17 protein-coding genes are annotated in these 20,591 nt (G+C 65.3%); all 17 read right to left on the reverse strand.

Annotation, left to right across the window (positions count from 1 at the left end):
- Positions 1-4 precede the first annotated feature (4 nt).
- Positions 5-811 (reverse strand): carbohydrate ABC transporter permease, encoded by an 807-nt coding sequence (locus BRSPCE3_RS16720; RefSeq protein ID WP_021075985.1) that lies wholly within the window; start codon positions 809-811, stop codon positions 5-7.
- A complete protein-coding gene (locus BRSPCE3_RS16725) occupies positions 811-1,713 on the reverse strand; it encodes a carbohydrate ABC transporter permease (RefSeq protein ID WP_244067038.1) in 903 nt (300 codons plus the stop codon). Before BRSPCE3_RS16725 ends, BRSPCE3_RS16720 begins: the two co-directional genes overlap by 1 nt.
- Entirely contained in the window at positions 1,713-2,798 is a 1,086-nt protein-coding gene (locus BRSPCE3_RS16730) for an ABC transporter ATP-binding protein (protein WP_244067040.1), read from the reverse strand. Before BRSPCE3_RS16730 ends, BRSPCE3_RS16725 begins: the two co-directional genes overlap by 1 nt.
- Before the next feature lie 12 nt (positions 2,799-2,810).
- Entirely contained in the window at positions 2,811-3,950 is a 1,140-nt protein-coding gene (locus tag BRSPCE3_RS16735) for an ABC transporter ATP-binding protein (protein ID WP_244067042.1), read from the reverse strand.
- Complete coding sequence (gene glpD / locus BRSPCE3_RS16740; protein WP_244067044.1) at positions 3,947-5,491, reverse strand: glycerol-3-phosphate dehydrogenase; 1,545 nt, start codon at positions 5,489-5,491, stop codon at positions 3,947-3,949. Before glpD ends, BRSPCE3_RS16735 begins: the two co-directional genes overlap by 4 nt.
- The gene (locus BRSPCE3_RS16745; RefSeq protein ID WP_244067273.1) at positions 5,386-5,784 is read right to left on the reverse strand and encodes a hypothetical protein; all 399 of its coding nucleotides are present in this window, start codon (positions 5,782-5,784) and stop codon (positions 5,386-5,388) included. Before BRSPCE3_RS16745 ends, glpD begins: the two co-directional genes overlap by 106 nt.
- 102 nt (positions 5,785-5,886) lie before the next feature.
- A complete protein-coding gene (locus BRSPCE3_RS16750) occupies positions 5,887-6,717 on the reverse strand; it encodes a DeoR/GlpR family DNA-binding transcription regulator (protein WP_163161530.1) in 831 nt (276 codons plus the stop codon).
- A 184-nt stretch (positions 6,718-6,901) separates the two neighbouring features.
- Positions 6,902-7,639 carry an HAD family phosphatase gene (locus tag BRSPCE3_RS16755; RefSeq protein WP_244067050.1) on the reverse strand — a complete coding sequence of 246 codons (738 nt, stop codon included), beginning with the start codon at positions 7,637-7,639 and terminating at the stop codon, positions 6,902-6,904.
- Positions 7,640-7,720: 81 nt separating this feature from the next.
- Positions 7,721-7,915 (reverse strand): hypothetical protein, encoded by a 195-nt coding sequence (locus tag BRSPCE3_RS16760; RefSeq protein WP_244067262.1) that lies wholly within the window; start codon positions 7,913-7,915, stop codon positions 7,721-7,723.
- A 164-nt stretch (positions 7,916-8,079) separates the two neighbouring features.
- Positions 8,080-8,433 carry an acyl-CoA thioesterase gene (locus BRSPCE3_RS16765; RefSeq protein ID WP_375709922.1) on the reverse strand — a complete coding sequence of 118 codons (354 nt, stop codon included), beginning with the start codon at positions 8,431-8,433 and terminating at the stop codon, positions 8,080-8,082.
- Positions 8,434-8,522: 89 nt separating this feature from the next.
- The gene (locus tag BRSPCE3_RS16770) at positions 8,523-10,619 is read right to left on the reverse strand and encodes a 3-hydroxyacyl-CoA dehydrogenase NAD-binding domain-containing protein (protein ID WP_244067053.1); all 2,097 of its coding nucleotides are present in this window, start codon (positions 10,617-10,619) and stop codon (positions 8,523-8,525) included.
- 2 nt (positions 10,620-10,621) lie between these two features.
- The gene (locus tag BRSPCE3_RS16775; RefSeq protein WP_244067054.1) at positions 10,622-11,905 is read right to left on the reverse strand and encodes an acetyl-CoA C-acetyltransferase; all 1,284 of its coding nucleotides are present in this window, start codon (positions 11,903-11,905) and stop codon (positions 10,622-10,624) included.
- On the reverse strand, positions 11,905-14,172 hold the full coding sequence (locus BRSPCE3_RS16780) for an acyl-CoA dehydrogenase (RefSeq protein WP_244067055.1): 2,268 nt from the start codon (positions 14,170-14,172) through the stop codon (positions 11,905-11,907). The genes BRSPCE3_RS16775 and BRSPCE3_RS16780 overlap by 1 nt, the downstream gene beginning before the upstream one ends.
- A gap of 217 nt (positions 14,173-14,389) precedes the next feature.
- On the reverse strand, positions 14,390-15,628 hold the full coding sequence (locus BRSPCE3_RS16785; protein ID WP_244067056.1) for an SMP-30/gluconolactonase/LRE family protein: 1,239 nt from the start codon (positions 15,626-15,628) through the stop codon (positions 14,390-14,392).
- A gap of 357 nt (positions 15,629-15,985) precedes the next feature.
- Positions 15,986-16,609 carry a flavin reductase family protein gene (locus BRSPCE3_RS16790; protein ID WP_244067057.1) on the reverse strand — a complete coding sequence of 208 codons (624 nt, stop codon included), beginning with the start codon at positions 16,607-16,609 and terminating at the stop codon, positions 15,986-15,988.
- Positions 16,610-16,770: 161 nt separating this feature from the next.
- Positions 16,771-17,379 carry a TetR/AcrR family transcriptional regulator gene (locus BRSPCE3_RS16795; protein ID WP_244067058.1) on the reverse strand — a complete coding sequence of 203 codons (609 nt, stop codon included), beginning with the start codon at positions 17,377-17,379 and terminating at the stop codon, positions 16,771-16,773.
- Positions 17,380-17,400: 21 nt separating this feature from the next.
- Positions 17,401-20,538 (reverse strand): efflux RND transporter permease subunit, encoded by a 3,138-nt coding sequence (locus tag BRSPCE3_RS16800; protein ID WP_244067059.1) that lies wholly within the window; start codon positions 20,536-20,538, stop codon positions 17,401-17,403.
- Positions 20,539-20,591 lie beyond the last annotated feature (53 nt).

Consider the following 20,591-nt stretch of genomic DNA (forward strand, 5'->3'; position numbering starts at 1 on the left):
CCTCCTAGACCCGGCCGAGCGCGAAGCCGCGCGCGATGTAATTGCGGACGAACCAGATCACGAGCGCGCCGGGGATGATGGTGAGCACGCCGGCCGCGGCCAGCAGCCCCCAGTCCATGCCGGCAGCCGAGACCGTGCGCGTCATGATCGCCGCGATCGGCTTGGCCTGCACCGAGGTCAGCGTGCGCGCCAGCAGCAGCTCGACCCAGGAGAACATGAAGCAGAAGAACGCCGCGACGCCGATCCCGCTCGCGATCAGCGGCACCAGGATCTTGATGAAGAAGCGCGGGAACGAATAGCCGTCGAGGAAAGCGGTCTCGTCGATCTCGCGCGGCACGCCGGAGACGAAGCCTTCGAGGATCCACACCGCCAGCGGCACGTTGAAGATGCAGTGCGCGAGCGCGACCGCCCACGGCGTATCGAACAGGCCGATCGCCGAGTACAGGTTGAAGAACGGCAGCGCATAGACCGCCGCCGGCGCCATGCGGTTGGACAGCAGCCAGAAGAACAGATGCTTGTCGCCGAGGAAGCGGTAGCGCGAGAACGCATAGGCCGCCGGCAGCGCCACCGCGATCGAGATCACGGTGTTGATGACGACATATTCCAGCGAATTGATGTAGCCCGAATACCAGCTCTCGTCGGTGAAGATGCGCCGGTAGTGCTGCAGCGTCGGCGTATGCGGCCACAGCGTCATCGTCGAGACGATCTCGGCGTTGGTCTTGAAGCTCATGTTGACGAGCCAGTAGATCGGCAACAGCAGGAAGATCAGGAACAGCGCCATGATCAGGCGGCGGCCGGGGATCGAGTGCATCACGCCGCTCCTTCCTTGGCCGGACGCTCGGTGCCGGCATTGGTCATCACGGTGTAGAACACCCAGCACACGATCAGGATGATCAGATTGTAGACCAGCGACAGCGCCGCCGCCTTGCCGAGGTCGAACTGGCCGAGCGCGATCTTGACGAGCTCGATCGAGACGAAGGTCGTCGAGTTGCCGGGACCGCCGCCGGTGACCACGAACGGCTCGGTATAGATCATGAAGCTGTCCATGAAGCGCAGCAGCACCGCGATCAAGAGCACGCGGTTCATCTTCGGCAGCTGGATCGCCTTGAACACCGCCCAGCGCGAGGCGCCGTCGATCTGCGCCGCCTGGTAATAGGCGTCGGGGATCGACTTCAGGCCGGCGTAGCAGAGCAGCGCAACGAGGCTGGTCCAGTGCCAGACATCCATCACGATGACAGTGGCCCAGGCGTCGAGATCATTGGAGACGTAGTTGTAGTTGAAGCCGAGGTAATTCAGCGTGTAGCCGAGCAGGCCGATGTCCGGCCGGCCGAAGATCTGCCAGATGGTGCCGACCACGTTCCACGGAATCAGCAGCGGCAGTGCGAGAATGACGAGACAGGCCGCGACACTCCAGCCCTCGCGCGGCATCGACAACGCGACGACGATGCCGAGCGGCACCTCGATCGCGAGGATGATCGCCGAGAACAACAGGTTGCGGCCGAGCGAGGCCAGGAAGCGGCCGCCGAGATCGGTCGAGGGATCGAGCAGCTCCTTGAACCAGCCGACTCCGTTCCAGAAGAACTGGTTGTTGCCGAACGTGTCCTGCATCGAATAGTTCACGACGGTCATCAGCGGCAGCACCGCCGAGAACGCCACCACCAGGAACACCGGCAGCACCAGGAACCATGCTTTCTGGTTGATCGTCTTGTCCATCAGGCGACCCCTTCCACCAAATGGCTGTCGGCATAGACGTGGACATAGGCGGGATTGAAAACGAGACCGGCGGTGTCGCCGGAGACCGCGAAGCCCGGCGGCACGCGCGCCGCGAGCTTGGTGTTGCCGACCCGGACGCGGGCGAACTGGATGCGGCCGAGATCGTCGATCCGCTCGATCTTGGCCGACAGCAGCCCCGAGGCCGGCGGCGCAACGTCGACGAATTCCGGCCGCACGCCGATGTCGATCTTCTTGCCGGCCGGCAGGACGCCGTAGTTGCGGCGCAGGCCGATGACATGGCCGTCGATCCGCGCCTCGTGACCACTGACCTCGGCGGGCACGATGTTCATGCCGGGCGAGCCGATGAAATAGCCGACGAAGGTGTGCGCCGGCTTGTCGAACAGCTCGGCCGGCGTGCCGCTCTGCACCACCCGGCCGTCATGCATGACGACGACGGTATCGGCAAAGGTCAGCGCCTCGGTCTGGTCGTGGGTGACGTAGATCATCGTGAGGTCGAGCTCGCGATGCAGCGCTTTCAATTTCGAGCGCAGCTGCCATTTCAGCTCGGGATCGATCACCGTCAGCGGCTCGTCGAACAGCACGGCGGCGACGTCGGAACGCACCAGGCCGCGGCCGAGCGAGATCTTCTGCTTGGCGTCGGCGGTGAGCCGGGTCGCCTTGCGATTCAGATACGGCGTCAGGTCGAGCAGGTCGGCGATCTGCCTGACCCGCGCATTGACCTCGGCCTTGGCGACGCCACGGTTCTTCAGCGGGAAAGCCAGGTTCTCGCCGACCGTCATGGTGTCGTAGATCACCGGGAACTGGAACACCTGCGCGATGTTGCGCTTCTGCGTCGACAGCGGCGTGATGTCCTGGCCGTCGAACAGGATCTTGCCGCGCGACGGCGTGACGATGCCGGAAATCAAATTGAGCAGCGTGGTCTTGCCGCAGCCGGAGGGCCCGAGCAGCGCATAGGCGCCGCCCTGCCGCCAGGTCATGGTCACGGGCTTGAGCGCAAAGCTCTCCAGCGGCGCGTCATTGCCGCTGTAGGATTGCGCGAGATCGACGAGGTCAATGCGGGCCATCGAGCATCTCCCTCACTGGCTGTTGCCGGCTGACGCGTTTGCCGGACGCGAACTGCCATGCAATTCGCTGGCAAAGCCGGTCGCAGGCGATGCGACCAGGCGGTCGGCGGCGTCAAACACGAAGATATTTTCGGGATCGAGCGCGGCGTCGAGCACCTGCCCGGGTTCATATTCATGCACGCCGTGCAGCACCGCGACCCAGTTCGAGCCGTGGACATGGACGTGCACAAAGCTCTCCGAGCCGGTGATCTCGGTCACCGTCACGGTGGCGGAGAATTTGTGGCGGCCGGCCGTGGCGCTGCCGACCTCGAGCTGGTGGGCGCGGAAGCCGATCCGGTACGCGCCATCAGGCAGTTTGGCATAGAGCCCGGTCGCGGGCGCCTGCTCGCCGCCGGCATAGATCACCCGGTCGCCCTTCTTCTCGATGCCGATGATGTTGAGCGGCGGATCGGAGAACACTTGCGCGACGCGCAGCGTGTCGGGATGGCGGTAGACCTTCGGGGTCGCGCCGGTCTGCAGCGCCTGGCCCTCCCACATGCACACGGTATCGCCGCCGAGGAGCAGCGCTTCGGACGGCTCGGTGGTGGCATAGACGAAGATGGCGCCGGAGGCCTCGAAGATCCTCGGCAGCTCGGCGCGCAGCTCCTCGCGCAGCTTGTAGTCGAGATTGGCGAGCGGCTCGTCGAGCAGCACGAGGTCGGCGCCCTTGACCAGCGCGCGCGCGATCGCGGTGCGCTGCTGCTGGCCGCCGGAGAGCTGCAGCGGCGTGCGCTTCAGAAACGGCTCGAGCCGCAACAGGCTGGCCGCTTCCGCCACCCGCTGCTCGATCTCGGCCTTCGGCTTGCCCTGCACCCGCAGCGGCGAGGCGATGTTCTCGTAGACCGTCAGCGAGGGATAATTGATGAACTGCTGATACACCATCGCCACCGAGCGCTGCCGCACGTCGGCGCCGGTGACGTCCTTGCCGTCGACCAGCACGCGGCCGGTGGTCGGCTTGTCGAGCCCCGCGAGCAGCCGCATGATCGAGGTCTTGCCCGACAGCGTCGGCCCGAGCAGCACGCTGAGCGTGCCACGCTCCAGCGTCAGCGAGACATCGCGGATGGTCGCAATGCCATCCACGGTTCGCGTGACGTTCTGCAGTGTAACGCTCATGCCCGTCCTCCCGCTTCGCGGAGGGGACGTTCACCGGACACGCGGTTGGCGAGCATCCACTCGTCGAGCGCGGCGATTTCACCCGCCGTCATCCGCAAGCCCAGCTTGGATCGTCGCCAGACGACATCTTCCGCAGTCCGAGCCCATTCGTTCGCCATCAGGTACCGGACTTCACTCTCCGTCAAGGTGGCGCCGAAGGAGCGGCCGAGATCATCGGCCGATGCTGCATTGCCCAAGACTTTGCTGGCGCGCGTGCCGTAGGCATGCGCGAGACGGTTGGCGTGCGATTGCGCGAGGAACGGATGGTTGCGCACCAGTTCGGCGGCGAGCGCCGCGACCGCGGAGACATCCATGTCGCCGCCGGGCAGCGGCGCCTTGCCGGTCCAGCCTTCCTGCGCCTTTGCGCCGCGGAGGTAGGGCGACAGCCGCTCCAGCGCCTCTTCGGAGAGCCGGCGATAAGTCGTGATCTTGCCGCCATAGATCGACAGCAGCGGCGCACCGCCGGGCGTATCGAGCTCGAACACATAGTCGCGGGTCGCGGCCTTGGCCTCGCTCGCGCCGTCGTCATACAACGGTCGCACACCGGAGTAATTCCACACCACGTCCTCGGGCTTCACCGGCTTGGCGAGATAGGCGCTGGCGGAGGCGCAGAGATACTCGATCTCCTCCGGCGTCGCCTTCACCTTGGCCGGGTCGCCGTCATAGTCGTGATCGGTGGTGCCGATCAGCGAGAAATCGTCCTGATAGGGGATCACGAAGATGATGCGGCCGTCGGCGTTCTGGAAGATGTAGGCGCGGTCGTGGTCGTAGAGTTTCGGCACCACGATGTGCGAGCCCTGCACCAGCCGCACCTTGGCGCGCGCATTGACGCCGGCGCCTGACGCCAGCACCTGCTCGACCCAGGGACCGCCGGCATTGACCAGCACGCGCGACTGGATCGTGTTGCGGGCGCCGGTGACGGCGTCCTCCACCGTGACGTGCCAGACGCCGTCGACCTGCCTGATCTCGACAGCCTTCGTGCGGGTACGGATCTCGGCGCCGCGATCGGCAGCGTCGCGCGCGGTCAGCGCCACCAGCCGAGCGTCGTCGACGAAGCAGTCGGAATATTCAAAGCCCTTGGTATAGCGGCCCGGGATCAGCGGCTTGCCGACCACGTCGCGGGTCAGGTCGACCGAGCGCGTCGCCGGCAGCAAATGCCGGCCGCCGATGTGGTCGTAGAGGAAGAGGCCGAGACGCAGCAGCCAGGCCGGACGCAGGCCCGCGTGGTGCGGCAAAACGAAACGCAACGGGCGAATGATGTGGGGCGCGATCTGCCAAAGGATCTCGCGCTCGATCAGCGCCTCGCGCACCAAGCGAAACTCGTAATATTCGAGATAGCGCAGACCGCCATGCACGAGCTTGGTCGACCAGGACGACGTCCCGCTGGCCAAGTCATTCATCTCACAGAGGAAAACAGAATTGCCCCGGCCCGCCGCATCGCGCGCGATGCCGCAGCCATTAACGCCGCCTCCGATGATGGCGAGGTCGTAAATTCGGTCCAAAGAACGCTTCCCCCGGCAACCGTTTTCGCTTTGACGGTTTTACTTTCGGATTGGAGTAGATCACAACCGAAAACGAAAGCAAAGTGAAAATAGGGAACTTTGGCTGGGGATTCTTTGGGCAGGATGACCGTGGTGGAGGCAGGTTTGTCCGGCACATCCGCTACCAGACCCGTCACCCTGAGGAGCGCGTAGCGCGCTCCTCCAGCGACAAGGGCGAAGCGCTTGCGCGGGGGTGACGGTGAAAAAGGTGTGCGTGCGGCTTCGCCGCATTCCGCTGTCATGCCCCGCTTCAAGCGGGCATCCAGTACGCCGCGGCGTCGCGGCTCAAGCGCGAATGTCTCTGGAATACTGGATCGCCCGCTTTCGCCGGGCGATGACAGCGAGAGGATGTGGAATTACGCGCTGCGCAACGTCGCCGGTGCCGCGTCCGCGCCGTTGTCGTCGATATCGACGGCCGGCTTGTCCATCGCGACGACCACTTCGATGCCGCGGCTGTGGCAGATGTTGGCGAGGCCCGCGGGCAGCGGCGAGTCGGTGACGAAGGTCTGGATCTGGCTCATATGGGCAATGCGCACCGGCGCGCTGCGGCGGAGTTTGGTCGCATCCGACACCAGCATGACGTTGCGCGCATTGGCGATGATCGCCTGCGCCACCTGCACCTCGCGATAGTCGAAGTCGAGCAGCGCGCCTTCCTCGTCGATCGCGGACGCGCCGATGATGGCGTAGTCGACCTTGAACTGGCCGATCAGTTGCGTCGCGGTCGAGCCGACCACGGCGCCGTCGGCGCGGCGCACCGTGCCGCCGGCCACCACCACCTCGATGCGCGGATGGCGGTACAGCAGCATCGCGACGTTGAGGTTGTTGGTGATGACCAGCAGGTCCTCGTGCGAGGTCAGCGCGCTCGCGACCTCTTCCGTCGTGGTGCCGATGTTGATGAACAGCGAGCAGCCGTTCGGAATTCGCGCGGCCGCGGCGGCACCGATCGCCTTCTTCTCCTCGGCGGCGACGAAGCGGCGCGCCTCATAGGCGAGGTTCTCGACGCCCGAGGCGATGATCGCGCCGCCATGGATGCGGGTCAGCGACCGCTCGTCGCAGAGATCGTTGAGGTCCTTGCGGATGGTCTGCGCCGACACCTCGAATCGCTTGGCCAGGTCTTCGACCATGACCCGGCCAAACGCGCGTGCGATGTTGAGGATTTCGGTCTGGCGATGGGAGAGTCCGGCCACGGCGGCCCCCTTGAAACGGCAATCGGTTGGAGCGTGACCATTTCGGAAAACCGGTTTCCAGTTTTCCGGATCATGCTTCTAGCCCATGGTGCGACCGTTCGGCACCGAGGTCAACGAGCAAGCAGCGCCGAGGTTAAGAACTGCGTTGCAGCAATGCCGCGCCGGTGAGTGCCGCCACGATTCCTCACCACGCCATCGCCGATGCAACAAGGCGAATCAATTCCGGATCATCGAACGCCCGGGCGCTGGCAACCGCGCCGGCCGCGATTAGATCGGCATGGCTGAGCCCGGTTCGCATCCCGACCGTCGCGATGCCCGCCGCGGTCGCGGACTGGATGCCGGAGCGCGAATCCTCGAACGCCAACGAAGCCTGTGCCTGCGCGCCCGCGAGGCGCAGTCCCTCGAGATAGGGCAATGGGTGCGGCTTGCCGTGCGCCAGTTCATCGCCGATCACGAGCGCCTTGAAACGGTGCGCGATGCCAAGTCCCGCGAGCAGCAATTCGGCGTTCGCGCGCGGCGCGTTGGTCACCGCCACCATCGGCACGCCGGCGTGATCGGCCCGGTCGAGCAGCGCCATCAATCCCGGCACCGGCACGATCTGGCCGGCGACCAATTCGCGGAAGATCCGCTCCTTCTCGCCAAGGATGATCGTGCGGCGTTCGGGCGGCTCGTGCGCGAGGAAACGCTCGCCGATCGATGCGTTGGAGAATCCCTGCAGCTCGCGGCCGAAGCGCGCGTGATCGAAGCTGTGTCCGTGCGGGCCGAGCACCCGGTTGAACGCGGCCAGATGCAGCGGATCGGTGTCAGCCAGCGTGCCGTCGATATCGAACAGCAGCGCTTTGCTTTTTGTCTGCGACGCGTTGCGATGTGTCTGCGACGCGTTGTGCCGTGTCTGCGACGCCTGGCCTTGTGTCTGCGACATCCAAAAAACGTTTCCGTGAATTCGGATGCATCAATACAGACTCTGGCGGCGCGCGCAAACGGCACGCCGCCAAGCTCCCTGTCAGGAGGCCAGCTGCAAATCTTGCCCAGTGACAAGCCGTCGCGCGGCGCGCTCGGCCTCGCGTGCGTTGCGGAAGATCTGGCCTTCGAGGGCCTGGAAGCGGTGCGAGGCGGCAAAAAACTCGTAACCATTGGTATCGCGCACCACGATACCCGCGGTCTGTGAACTCACTTCGATCACGCAGCAGTCAGACATGTCGGCCTCGGTTTGATTCCGAGCCGACAACGGCATCACCGTCCGAATGTTCCTCGATTTATTTGCGAACCGACGGGCTCTTTTTGCAACCAAATCGAACGACCGTCTCAGTTTCGACGCGTTCCTCTCACGCCGAATCAACAGCGATTGTCCCGCGAAAGATCTCAGGTCGAAATCGTCGCACCATCGCGCTGGATCGGTTGCGGATGGCCCTGCTCGTCGATCGAAACGTAAGTGAAATTGCCGTCGGTGACGAGGATCGACTGCTGCTCGCGGCGGCGCAGCACCCAGGCTTCGAGATGCACCGTGATCGAGGTGCGACCGACCCGCACGAGATTGGCGTGCACCGAGACGAGATCGCCGACATAGACCGCCTTGCGGAAATTCATCGCCTCGATCGCAACCGTCACGGTGCGCGACTTCGCCACCTTGCCTGCGAACACGCCGCCGCCGAGATCCATCTGGCTGAGCAGCCAGCCGCCGAAGATGTCGCCATTGGCGTTGGTGTCGGCCGGCATCGCCAGCGTGCGGATGCAGAGATCGCCTTGCGGCTCGTTGCTGCTGATCGGCGGCGCGTGAACATGCGTATCGGGTGTTTGGGTGTCGGTCACTTGAAGCCCTCCCAGCCGGGATCCGGCGCAAATCGTCCGCCGAACTTGCGCATCAGCGATTGCATGGTCGACACCACATTGTCGACGCCGCGGCTGCGCGCATAGTTGAGCGGGCCGCCGCGGAATGGGGCATAGCCGGTGCCGAAGATCATCGCGCCGTCGACCATGTCGGCGTTGTCGACGATGCCCTCGCGCAACGCGGCGACGCAGACGTTGGAGATCGGCAGCACCAGGCGGTCGATCATCTCGTCGGTCACCTTCGGACCGGTCTCCGGCAGCGGCGTCTTCTCGGCCTTGCCGTCCTTCCAGGTGTAGAAGCCCTTGCCGGTCTTGCGGCCGAGCTCGCCCTTGGCGACCTTTTCACGCAGCCACGCGGGCGTTGGCGGGAGCGTATCGCCGAACTTCGAGCGCAGCATGTCGCCGACATCGAGGCAGATATCGAGGCCGACCTGATCGGCGAGCTCGATCGGGCCCATCGGCATGCCGAACTCGATCGCGGCCGCGTCGATCAGGCGCTGGTCGGTCTTCTCGTCCAGCATCATCATCGCTTCCAGCATGTAGGGCGTCAGCGCGCGGTTGACGAGGAAGCCCGGCGAGCTCTTCACCGGCAGCGGCAGGCGATCGATGGCGCCGACAAAGGCGAGCGCCTCCTTCAGCATGCCGGCATCGGTGCCGTCATGGTTGACGACCTCGACGAGTTGCAGGCGCGACACCGGGTTGAAGAAATGCAGGCCGAGCAGCCGCTCCGGCCGTGCCAGCGTGGTGCGCAGATCCTGCAACGGGATGCTCGACGTATTGGTGGCGAGGATCGCACCCGGCTTCATCTTCGGCTCGAGCGAGGCATAGACCTTCTGCTTGAGCTCGAGCTTTTCCGGCACCGCCTCGATGATCAGATCGGCGTTGCGGACGCCTTCGCCGTCCATGTCGGGGATCAGCCGGTCGAGCGCGTCGCGCTGGTCGATCTTCTTGCGCATGATCTTGCCGAACAGCTCCGAAGCCCGCTTCATCGCGCCCGCGATCGGCTCGGCCTTCATGTCGGCGAGCGTCACTCGCATGTCCTGGTTGGCGCACCAGGCCGCGATATCGCCACCCATCGCGCCGGCGCCGATGACGTGAACATGCGCAACCTTGTTGCCGCTGCCCGCCACCTTCTTCATCTGCTCGCGCAGGAAGAACACCCGGATCAGGTTCTGCGCAGTCGGCGTCACCATCAGACTGGCGAACGAGGCCTTCTCGGCATTCAGCATCGCCGCGCGGTTGCCGGCGTGCTTCTCCCAGAGATCGATCAGCGCGTAAGGCGCCGGATAATGCTTGTGCGGCGCCGCCTTCTCGGCCTCGCTGCGCATCCGCGAGGCGAGCAAGCCGCGCACCGGGCCTAGATTGAGGATCGAGTTGAGCACGCCGGGCCTGGCGCGCTTCAGCCGGCCGAACACCGCATCCTTCACGGCGTTGCGGACGTGGCGCTCCTGGGTGACGGCATCGACCAGGCCGAGCGCCTTGGCGCGGCGTGCGTCGATCGTCCTGCCGGTCAGCATCAAGGTCATCGCCTGCATCGGGTTGACCAGCTCGGTGAAGCGCACCGTGCCGCCGAGGCCCGGATGCAGGCCGAGCATCACCTCGGGAAAGCCGAACCGCGCGTCGTCGATCGCGATCCGCATCTGGCAGGCCAGCGCGACCTCAAGGCCGCCGCCGAGGCAGAAGCCATGGATGACGGCGACCGAGGGCACGCGCAACGCCTCCAGCCGGTCGATCACCGCATGCGCGCGGCCGATCTGGGTCTCGACCGCGCCGGGATCGCTGGCGCCGCGAAACTCATTGACGTCGGCGCCGGCGATGAAGCCGCTCTTTTTCGCCGAGCGCACCACGAGGCCGGCTGGCCGCTGGTTCTCCAGCGCCGTGACGACGGCATCGAGCTCTTCGAGCAGGTCGGCGGACAGCGTGTTGGCGCTGGCGCCGGCGCGGTCGAACAGCAGCCAGGCAATGCCGTCCTCGTCGCGGGTCAGCTTGAAATTCCTGTACGGGCTGTCGGCGGCAGGCTGCGGCCCGAGCTCGAGCACGCGATCGGCGAGAAGGTCCATGATCCGTGAATCCATGATCACACCGTCTCAATCAACATCGCGCCGCCCTGCCCGCCACCGATGCATTCGGTGGCGACGCCGCGCCTGGTGCCGAGCCGCTTCATCGCATTGACCAGATGCAGCACGATGCGGTTGCCGCTGCAGCCTACGGGATGGCCGAGGCTGATCGCACCGCCATCGACATTCAGCTTGGCGCGGTCGATCTCGCCCGCCGCGCCATCGAGCCCGAGAATTTCGCGGCAGAATCTCTCGTCGTTCCACGCCGCGAGGCAGCCCAGCACCTGGGTGGCAAAGGCTTCGTTCAGCTCCCAGGTCTCGACCTCCTGCAAGGTCAGCCCATTGCGCTTGAGCAGCGCACTCGCCGACAGCACCGGGCCAAGCCCCATGATCGAGGGATCGAGCGCCGACCACTGGCTGTCGAGGATGACGGCCTTCGGCGTCAGCCCGTGCTTGGCGACCGCTGTCTCGGACGCCAGGATCACCCAGGACGCGCCGTCGGTGATCTGCGAGGAATTGCCGGCGGTGACCTGGCCCCACGGACGCTCGAACACCGGCCTCAGCTTTGCCAGCGTGTCCGGGGTCGAGTCCGGGCGGACGCCGTCGTCATGTTCGTAGAACTTGCCGTCACGGGAGAACGCGGTCTCGACCTCGCCCTTGAGAAAGCCTTGCTTCTGCGCGTTGGCGAGCCGCTGATGGCTCTCGGCGGCGTAGGCGTCGGATTGCGCGCGGGTGATGCCGAAGAGATGGCCGACCTTCTCGGCGGTCTGCCCCATATTGAGCTCGGTGATCGGATCGGTCAGCCCGCGCTCCAGCCCGATGATCGGCTTGAAGTAGCTCGGCCTCACCTTCAACGCCGCGGCGATCTTCGCGCCCAATCCCTTGGCGCCGGCAAAGCCGGCAAACCAGCGCACCCCGGAATTGGGCCAGACCAGCGGCGCGTGGCTCAACGCCTCGGCGCCGCCGGCGAGGATCAGGTCGGCGGTGCCCTCGCGGATGTAGCGGTAGCCGGTGTCGATCGACTGCATGCCGGAGCCGCAATTGATCTGCACGGTGAAGGCGACCATCTGCTCGCCCATGCCGAGCCGGAGTGCTGCGACCCGCGCCGGGTTCATCTCGTCGGCGATCACGTTGACGCAGCCGAGGATGACCTGGTCGAACGCGGTGGGGGCGAACGGCTGCCGCGCCAGCAGCGGCCGGCCGCATTGCACGGCGAGATCGACCGGAGTGAACGGGCCGGGACCGGAGCGCGCCTTCAGGAACGGCGTCCGGCTGCCGTCGACGATAAAGACTGGTCGCGCCATCAGCTCGCCGCCCTCTGATCACCAAGCTCCTGGAAGAACTGATGCACGTCGGCGGATTTCTTGTAAATCGGTGACAGCGCCTCGGGCGCAAAATCATCGACCTCGATGACTTTTGTGACGGCCTCGTGCGCGGCGGCGAGCTTGTCGCCGTCGGCCTCGGTGATGACGCCCTTCTTCACCCCCTCCTTCCAGTCATGCAGCCGCGCCGCGCGCAGCTGCTTGGCGGCATCCTCGGCCTCGGTGACGAGGCGGAAGGCCTTTTCCAGCCGCGCGATGCCGCCGTCGTCCTCGACAAAGGCGAGGTCCGGCGTCAGGCGGTCGCGCGCCACTGAGGGCGACAGCACCAACTGCGCACAGAGATGCACGATACGGTCCGACGGGCCGGTGACGCGTGCGCCGAACGGCTGGATCAGGAATTTCAGCAGCCATGCCACCGGGCGGTTCGGCAGGTTGGCGAGGATCTCCGCAAAGCGGTTCTCGATGGTCTTGAAGCCGGAGGCCATGCACCATTCGAGCGCCGGCAGATCCTCCTTCTGCCGTCCCTCGTCCTGCCAGCGTTTCAGCGCGGCAGACAGCAGATAGAGTTCGGAGAGGATGTCGCCGAACCGCGCGGACAGCATTTCCTTGCGCTTCAGCGCGCCGCCGAGCGTGAGCAGCGCCATGTCGGCGCACAACGCGAACGCCGACGAATAGCGCGACAGCTGGCGATAGAACTCGGTCGCATCGCCGGCATCCGGCGCCGGTGCAAACAGGCCAAAACTCCAGCTGCGGCCCCAGGCGCGGAACATGGTCGCAAAGCTGTGCCCGACATGCTTCCAGAACGCGCTGTCGAAATCGGTGAGGCCCTTGTCGCGATCGGTCTCGCCGAGCGCGTTCATCTCCTGCAACAGATAAGGATGCGCGCGGATCGCACCCTGCCCGAACACGATCAGGTTGCGGGTCAGGATGTTGGCGCCCTCGACGGTGATGCCGACCGGCACCGAGCGGTAGAGCCCGCCGAGATAGTTCTGCGGCCCGTCGATCACGGCCTTGCCGCCATGGATGTCCATGGCGTCATCGATCGCGATCCGCATCCGCTCGGTGGCGTGCAGCTTCATGATGCCCGAGATCACCGCGGGGTGATGCCCCTCGTTCAGCGCAGCACAGGTCAGCCGCCGCGCGGCGTCGAGCAGATAGGCGGTGCCGGCGATGCGCGCCAGCGGCTCCTCGATGCCTTCGAACTTGGAAATTGAAATGCCGAACTGCTCGCGGATCCGGGCGTAGGCGCCGGTGGTGCGCGCGGCATAGGCGGCACCCGCGGCCGACAGCGACGGCAGCGAGATGCCGCGGCCGGCGGCGAGCGCGGTCATCAGCATCTTCCAGCCCTGGCCGAGCCGCTCTTGCCCGCCGATGATGTAGTCGAGCGGGATGAAGACGTCCTTGCCCCAGTTCGGGCCGTTCTGGAACACCTGCATCGCCGGCAGATGGCGGTGGCCGATCGAGACGCCGGGCAGATGGGTCGGGATCAGCGCCACCGTGATGCCAAGCTCGTCCTCGCTGCCGACCAGGTGATCGGGATCATAAGCCTTGAAGGCGAGGCCGAGCAGCGTCGCGACCGGACCGAGCGTGATGTAGCGCTTGTGCCAATTGAGCTTGAGCCCAAGCACCTCGCGGCCTTCGAAATTGCCCTTGCAGATGATGCCGGTGTCGATCATCGAGGCGGCATCGGAGCCAGCCTCGGGGCTGGTCAGGCCGAAGCAGGGAATGTCCTGGCCGGCGGCGAGCCGTGGCAGCCATTTATCCTGCTGCTCCCTGGTGCCGAAGCGCATCAGGAGCTCGCCCGGCCCGAGCGAGTTCGGCACCATCACGGTGACGGCCGCAGTCAGCGAGCGCGAGGAAATCTTGCGCACCACTTCGGAATGCGCATAGGGCGAGAAACCAAGGCCGCCGAATTCCTTGGGGATGATCATGCCGAAGAATTTCTTCGCCTTGATGAAGGCCCAGGCCTCCGGCGGCAGATCGCGCCATTCCCAGTTGATCTTCCACTCGTCGAGCATGGTGCAGAGCTCGTCGACAGGACCGTGCAGGAAGGCGTTCTCCTCCTCGGTCAATTGGGCCGGCGCGAACGCCAGCAATTTCGACCAGTCGGGATTGCCGGTGAACAGATCGGCGTCCCACCAGACGTCGCCGGCTTCCAGCGCCTCGCGCTCGGTATCCGACATGGTCGGCAGCACGCCACGCGCCCAGGAGAAGATCGGTTTTGTCACATAGTCGCGGCGGAAGCTCATGCTGGGATCCTCATGAAACGGCAGCCCGGATGGGTGATCTTACCGAAAAGTGCCGTTCACCGGTGAACACTTCGCTGTTCAAATAAAGCGAAATTGACGCGGCCGAGCCGCCGTTTGTTAACGGCAGGCCGCGCGTTCAGTTCCGAAAGCCGAGCTGCGACAATCAGGTAGCCGGGGATGGCGCCGGCAGGTCGTGCCGGCGCCGTGCTCCCGCGTGCTAGGCCGGCCCGGCGCCCTGCGTCGCCAGATAGACCGCATAGAGCGACTGGCTTGCGGCCATGAACAGGCGATTGCGCTTGGGGCCGCCGAAGGTGATGTTGCCGCAGACCTCGGGCAGCCGGATGCGGCCGAGCAGCTTGCCTTCGGGCGACCAGCACGTCACGCCGTTGTAACCGACCGCGCGGCCGGCATTGCTCGAGCACCAGACATTGCCGTTGACGTCGCAGCGGATGCCGTCCGGTCCGCACTTCACGCCGTCGATCGTGAAGTCGCTGAACCGCTTGCCGTTGGAGAGCTTGTTGTCGGCACCGACATCGAACACGAAGACGTCGCCCTTGCCGCCGGCGCCGGTATCGCCCGGTCCCTTGCCGGTCGAGACCACGTAGAGCTTCTTGTAATCCGGCGAGAAGCAGAGGCCATTCGGGTCCGGCACCTGGTCCTCGCTGACGACCAGATCGACGCGGCCCGAGGGATCGACGCGATAGCAATTGGTCGGCAGCTCGCGCTTGGCCGGCACGAAGCCCGCCGGCTGGCCGATCCGCGGATTGAGCTTGCCGGCGGAATTGCTCGGGCCACCGGCCGCATCCGGCTCGCCCTCATAGAGCTGGCCGCCATAGGGCGGATCGGTGAACCAGTAGCTGCCGTCGGGATGCGCGACGACGTCGTTCGGCGAGTTCAGCCGCTTGCCCTGATAGTTATCGGCAAGCACCGTCGCGGTGCCGTCATTCTCGTAGCGCGTCACGCGGCGGGTGAGATGCTCGCAGGACAGCTGACGGCCCTGGAAGTCGAACGAATTGCCGTTCGAGTAGTTCGACGGCGTCCGGAACACGCTGACATGGCCATCATCCTCCGACCAGCGCATCTGCCGGTTGTTCGGGATGTCGCTCCAGACCAGATAGCGTCCCTGCGAGCTCCAGGCCGGCCCTTCCGCCCACAACAGCCCGGTATGGAGGCGCTTGATCGAGGTGTTGGGCTGAGCAAGATCGTTGAAGGACGGATCGACCGCGACGACGTCGGGGTCCCAGAAATAGGTGGTCGGCGCCCCGCGCGGACTGAAGTCGCGCGGCGGGCTGGTGATCGTCGTCGGCGGCCCGACCGGCGCGGGCGCGTTCTGGGCCAGCGCGCTGCTAACGCCGGTTGCGGCAGCGGCCGCCCCGACCGCCAATCCCTGGACCAGCGCGCGTCGTGAAACGCCCGGATCGCGCCGCTCTTCTGTTTGATCGCTGCGCTGTGTCATCGCATCCTCCCACTCTGTTCACCGGCCGTTGATCCGGCCTGGCGCGCGGGAGGTTAGACTGCTCGCGCCGAGGTTGCGAGTGACGGTTTTTCATCACAGCGGGCGGAAATTTCACATTGTTGTGGTGAGAGCCGACGTTGCGAGCAGAGCGCTTCCTTACCTCGCCCCGCTTGAGGGGAGAGGCATAGGCCGCCTTCAGCGGCCGTCCTTAAGAACGCCGAAGCAAAGCTTCGGCTATGACGCATCGCCAGATGCGTTTCGGGTGAGGGGGTACAGGTCTCACCGCGTTCACGACTCGTGGAAGCAGCCCCTCACCCCGCCCTCTCCCCGCAAGAGCGGGGCGAGGGAGAAGAAAAGCTAATCCGGCCGGATCATCTCGAACATGTTTTCCGGCTTGATCTCGAAATAGTCCCCTCTCCTCCCGGCACGGACGATCGGGTGCGCCAAGCCAGTCTGGTAGACGCCGTCCTTGATGAAGGCCTTGTCGATATGAACGGCGACCACCTCGCCGAGCGTCAGCCAGGCCTCGGCCTTCTTGCCGTCGGCGCCCTGCAACTGGACGATCTGGCTCACCTTGCATTCGAACGACACCGGGCTCTCGGCGACCCGTGGCACGTTGACGAGCTTGCCGGCGATCGGTGTCACGCCCGCGAGCTTGAACTCGTCGACGTCGCGCGCGACATGCGCGGCGGTCGCGTTCATGTGCTTGGCCAGATCCATCGTCGCCAGATTCCAGACGAACTCACCGGTGTCCTGGATATTGGCGACAGAGTCCTTCCAGTTGGTGGAGGAGAAACCGATGATCGGCGGCACGTAGCAGAAGGCGTTGAAGAAGCTGTAGGGCGCGAGATTCACGTTGCCGCCCTTGTCGCGCGAGGAGATCCAGCCGATCGGCCGCGGCGCCACGATGGCGTTGAACGGGTCGTGCTTGAGGCCGTGGCCGTTCTTCGGCTCGTAGAAATGCAGGTCTTTGTCGGTCACGGAGAGCCCCTCTTGCCGTAGCCCGGATGGAGCGCAGCGTAATCCGGGACCGTGTCACACGCGGAAATGACCCCGGATTGCGCTGCGCTCCATCCGGGCTACGAACTCGCTTTGCCTGCTATGGGGGAAGAGTCAACTGACGAAAATGTCAGTGCCGCCACTCAATTGGCGCGGCCGCGCGGCGACAGGCCGGCGATCACGAAATCGATCATCTGGTCGATGGTCGGGCCCGGCTTGGTGGCGCATTGGGCGATCATCTGCGGGTGGAAGAACCGCATCATGGCCGTGCAGGCGCACAGCGCGGCGACCTCCAGATCGCCGACCTCGAACTCGCCCGAGGCCGCGCCCTGCGCGATCACCTCACCGATGGTGCGGGCAACCAGCTCCATATGAGCGACGCAGACGTCCCAATCCTCCTGCATCGCGATCTCGACCATCTCGTGCAGCTTGGAATCGCCGACATAGCGCTCGGTGTTCATCCGGTTGATGGTCGTCATCATCTGGCGCAAGCGCGTTGCGGCCGGGCCCTCCGACCGGGCGATCCGTTGCGCCTCGATCTCGACCTCGCCCATCAGGCCGCGCGCCACGCCCTCGTGGATCGACTTCTTCGAATCGAAGAAGCGATACACGTTGGCGGGGCTCATCCGCAGCTCTTTGGCGATGTCGGCGACCGTGGTCTTCTGGTAGCCGATCTGCCGGAACAAGCGCTCCGCCACCACGAGAATGCGCTCGCGGGTGTCGGTTTCGCTATGTTCCGAGATCAGTGTCATGTTGGCCTGCTCAATCTTCAATTATTCAGCGGCTTCAGCAAGCGGAAATGCGCGTTGCGCATCGCCGGCATGCTGCGGCGCAGTATCTGACTGCTCGGGGCCGCTCTCATCAAGGGTCTTGCGGAACCAGAGGGCGTAAAGGCCCGGCAGATACAGCAAGGTCAGGAAAGTCGCAACAAACAAACCGCCCATGATGGTGATCGCCATCGGGCCCCAGAACGCCGAGCGCGACAGCGGGATCATGGCCAGGATCGCCGCGAGCGCGGTCAGCACCACCGGCCGGGCGCGCCGGACGGTGGCCTCGACGATCGCCTCGCGCCGGGTCAGGCCGGACGCCACGTCGCTCTCGATCTGGTCGACCAGGATGACCGCGTTGCGCATGATCATGCCGGCGAGCGCGATCAGGCCGAGCAGCGCCACGAAGCCGAACGGCTGGTTGGCGACGTTCAACCCGAGCGAGGCGCCGACGATGCCGAGCGGCGCGGTCAGGAACACCAGGGTCAGGCGCGAGAAGCTCTGCAGCTGGATCATCAGGAGCGTCAGCATCACCATCACCATCACGGGGAAGAGGATGAAGATCGACGCATTGCCCTTGGCGGATTCCTCGAACGCCCCGCCCGGCTCGATCCGGTAGGCCGGCTCGAGATGGGCCTGGATGTCCTTCAGCTTCGGCGCGATCTGGTTGGTGACGTCGGGCGCCTGCACGCCGTCGACGACGTCGGAGCGCACGGTGATCGCCATGTCGCGGTTGCGCCGCCACAGGATCGGCTCCTCATGCGCATATTCGATTTTTGCAATTTGCTGAAGCGGGACCGCCACGCCGTTGCGCGTGGTGATGGTGAGATCGCCGACGCGGCCGAGATCGAACCGCTCGGAGGGCACCGCGCGGGCAACCACGCCGACCTTCTCGATGCCGTCGCGGATCGTGGTGACCGGCGCGCCCGAGATCAGCATCGCCAGCGCCTGCGAGACGTCCTGCGGGGTCAGGCCGAGCGCGCGCGCCCGATCCTGGTCGACCGCGAGCTTCAAATAGGGTGACTGCTCGTTCCAGTCGAGCTGGACGTCCTTGACGTTCTTGTTCTGGCGCATCACCTCGCGCACCTGGTAGGCGATGTCGCGCACCTTGTTGGCGTCGGGCCCGATCACGCGGAACTGGACCGGGAAGCCGACCGGCGGACCGAAGTTGAAGCGGTCGACCCGGACCCGCGCCTCGTTCAGCGCGCCGTCGGCGGCAGCCTGCTCGATCTTGGCCTTGACGCGCTCGCGGGCCTCGACGTTCTTGGCCAGGATCACGATCTCGGCGAAGGCCTCGTTCGGCAGCTGCGGGTTGAGGCCGAGCCAGAACCGCGGCGAGCCCTGGCCGACATAGGCCGTGTAGGTCTGGATGTCCTGGTCGTCCTTCAACAGCCCCTCGGCCTGCTTCACCGCCTTTTCAGTGACGTTGAACGCGGTGCCCTCGGGCAGACGAAGCTGCAGGAACAGCTCGGGCCGTTCCGACAACGGGAAGAACTGCTGCTGGACGTGGCCGAACCCCACGATCGCGGCGACGAAGACGCCGACCGTCGCCACCACCACCTTGATGCGGTGATCGACGCACCACTGCACGATGCTGCGCAGGCCGCGATACATCCGTGTCTCGTAGATCGCGTGCGGATCGTGGTTCTGGTGCACCTTGATGTTGGGCAGCAGCTTGACGCCGATATAGGGCGTGAAGATCACCGCGACGAACCAGGAGGCGACCAGCGCGATCGCCACGATCCAGAAGATGCCGCCGGCATATTCGCCGACGGCCGAATTGGCAAAGCCGATGGGGAGGAAGCCAGCGGCTGTGACCAGCGTCCCCGTGAGCATCGGAAACGCGGTAGATTCCCAGGCAAAGGACGCCGCCTTCATGCGGTCCCAGCCCTGTTCCATCTTCACCACCATCATCTCGACCGCGATGATGGCGTCGTCGACCAGAAGGCCGAGCGCGATGATCAGCGCGCCGAGCGTGATGCGGTGCAGATCGAGTGACATCGCGTTCATCACGATGAAGACGATGCCGAGCACCAGCGGCACCGAGAGCGCCACCACGATGCCGGTGCGCCAGCCGAGCGCGACAAAGGAGACGAACAGCACGATCGCCAGCGCCTCGACGAAGGAGTGCACGAACTCGCCGACGGCGTGCTCGACCACCTTGGGCTGATCGGCAATCTGCTTGACATCGATGCCCTGCGGCACCGCCTTGAGGAACTCGGCGGCCGCCTGCTGGACCTCCTTGCCGAGCTCCAGGATGTTGGCGCCCTTGGCGGTGACGACGCCGATGCCGAGCGCGGGCTTGCCTTCCTGACGCACCTTGAAGGTCGGCGGATCGACATAGCCGTGGCTGACGGTCGCGATATCGCCGAGCCGGAACACGCGGCCATTGCTCTCGACCGGCGTTTCCGAAACTGCCTTGACGCCGTCAAGCGCGCCGGTGACGCGCAGCGGCACGCGCTGCGACGAGGTCTCCACCGTGCCGGCCGGGGTGACATTGTTCTGCTTGGCAAGCGAATCGAACAGCGCCTGCGGCGTGATGCCGAGGGTGGCGAGCTTGGCGTGCGAGAACTCGACGAAGATGCGCTCGTCCTGGATGCCATAGAGGTCGATCTTGGTGACGCCCGGCACCTTCAGCAGGCGCTGGCGGAAACCTTCCGCGACCTTCTTGAGCTGCGCGTAATCGGCGCCGTCGCCGGTCATCATATAGAGGATCGAATCGACGTCGGAGAATTCGTCGTTGACCACGGGACCGAGGATGCCGGAGGGCAATTCGCCCTGCACGTCGACCAGCTTCTTGCGGATCAGATAGAAGAGATAGGGCACGTCCTTCGGCGAGGTCGAATCCTTGAAGGAGACCTGCATCGCCGTGAAGCCCGGCTTGGAATAGGTCTGCACCTTGTCGAAGAACGGCAGCTCCTGCAGCTTCTTCTCGATCGGATCGGCGACCTGCATCTGCATTTCCTGCGAGGTCGCGCCCGGCCACATCACCGAGACGTTCACCACCTTGACGGTGAAGAACGGATCCTCGGCGCGGCCGAGCTTCTCGTAGGAGAAGAAGCCGGCGACGCCGAGGATGATCATCAGGAACAGCACCAGCGTCGGATGGCTGACCGCCCAGGCCGAAAGGTTGAAGCGCTTCATGTCAGACTCCAATTCCCCAAACCGTTACCGCCACGGCCGTCATTGCGAGGAGC

Source organism: Bradyrhizobium sp. Ce-3 (genome assembly GCF_022835695.1).
Classification (GTDB): domain Bacteria; phylum Pseudomonadota; class Alphaproteobacteria; order Rhizobiales; family Xanthobacteraceae; genus Bradyrhizobium.

Excerpts from the sequence above, each read along its gene's own strand:
- BRSPCE3_RS16720 (WP_021075985.1), bottom strand. The coding sequence starts at position 811 with ATGCACTCGATCCCCGGCCGCCGCCTGATCATGGCGCTGTTCCTGATC.
- BRSPCE3_RS16725 (WP_244067038.1), bottom strand. The coding sequence starts at position 1,713 with ATGGACAAGACGATCAACCAGAAAGCATGGTTCCTGGTGCTGCCGGTG.
- BRSPCE3_RS16730 (WP_244067040.1), bottom strand. The coding sequence starts at position 2,798 with ATGGCCCGCATTGACCTCGTCGATCTCGCGCAATCCTACAGCGGCAAT.
- BRSPCE3_RS16735 (WP_244067042.1), bottom strand. The coding sequence starts at position 3,950 with ATGAGCGTTACACTGCAGAACGTCACGCGAACCGTGGATGGCATTGCG.
- BRSPCE3_RS16755 (WP_244067050.1), bottom strand. The coding sequence starts at position 7,639 with ATGTCGCAGACACAAGGCCAGGCGTCGCAGACACGGCACAACGCGTCG.
- BRSPCE3_RS16760 (WP_244067262.1), bottom strand. The coding sequence starts at position 7,915 with ATGTCTGACTGCTGCGTGATCGAAGTGAGTTCACAGACCGCGGGTATC.
- BRSPCE3_RS16765 (WP_375709922.1), bottom strand. The coding sequence starts at position 8,433 with ATGCCGGCCGACACCAACGCCAATGGCGACATCTTCGGCGGCTGGCTG.
- BRSPCE3_RS16770 (WP_244067053.1), bottom strand. The coding sequence starts at position 10,619 with ATGGATTCACGGATCATGGACCTTCTCGCCGATCGCGTGCTCGAGCTC.
- BRSPCE3_RS16775 (WP_244067054.1), bottom strand. The coding sequence starts at position 11,905 with ATGGCGCGACCAGTCTTTATCGTCGACGGCAGCCGGACGCCGTTCCTG.
- BRSPCE3_RS16780 (WP_244067055.1), bottom strand. The coding sequence starts at position 14,172 with ATGAGCTTCCGCCGCGACTATGTGACAAAACCGATCTTCTCCTGGGCG.
- BRSPCE3_RS16785 (WP_244067056.1), bottom strand. The coding sequence starts at position 15,628 with ATGACACAGCGCAGCGATCAAACAGAAGAGCGGCGCGATCCGGGCGTT.
- BRSPCE3_RS16795 (WP_244067058.1), bottom strand. The coding sequence starts at position 17,379 with ATGACACTGATCTCGGAACATAGCGAAACCGACACCCGCGAGCGCATT.
- BRSPCE3_RS16800 (WP_244067059.1), bottom strand. The coding sequence starts at position 20,538 with ATGAAGCGCTTCAACCTTTCGGCCTGGGCGGTCAGCCATCCGACGCTG.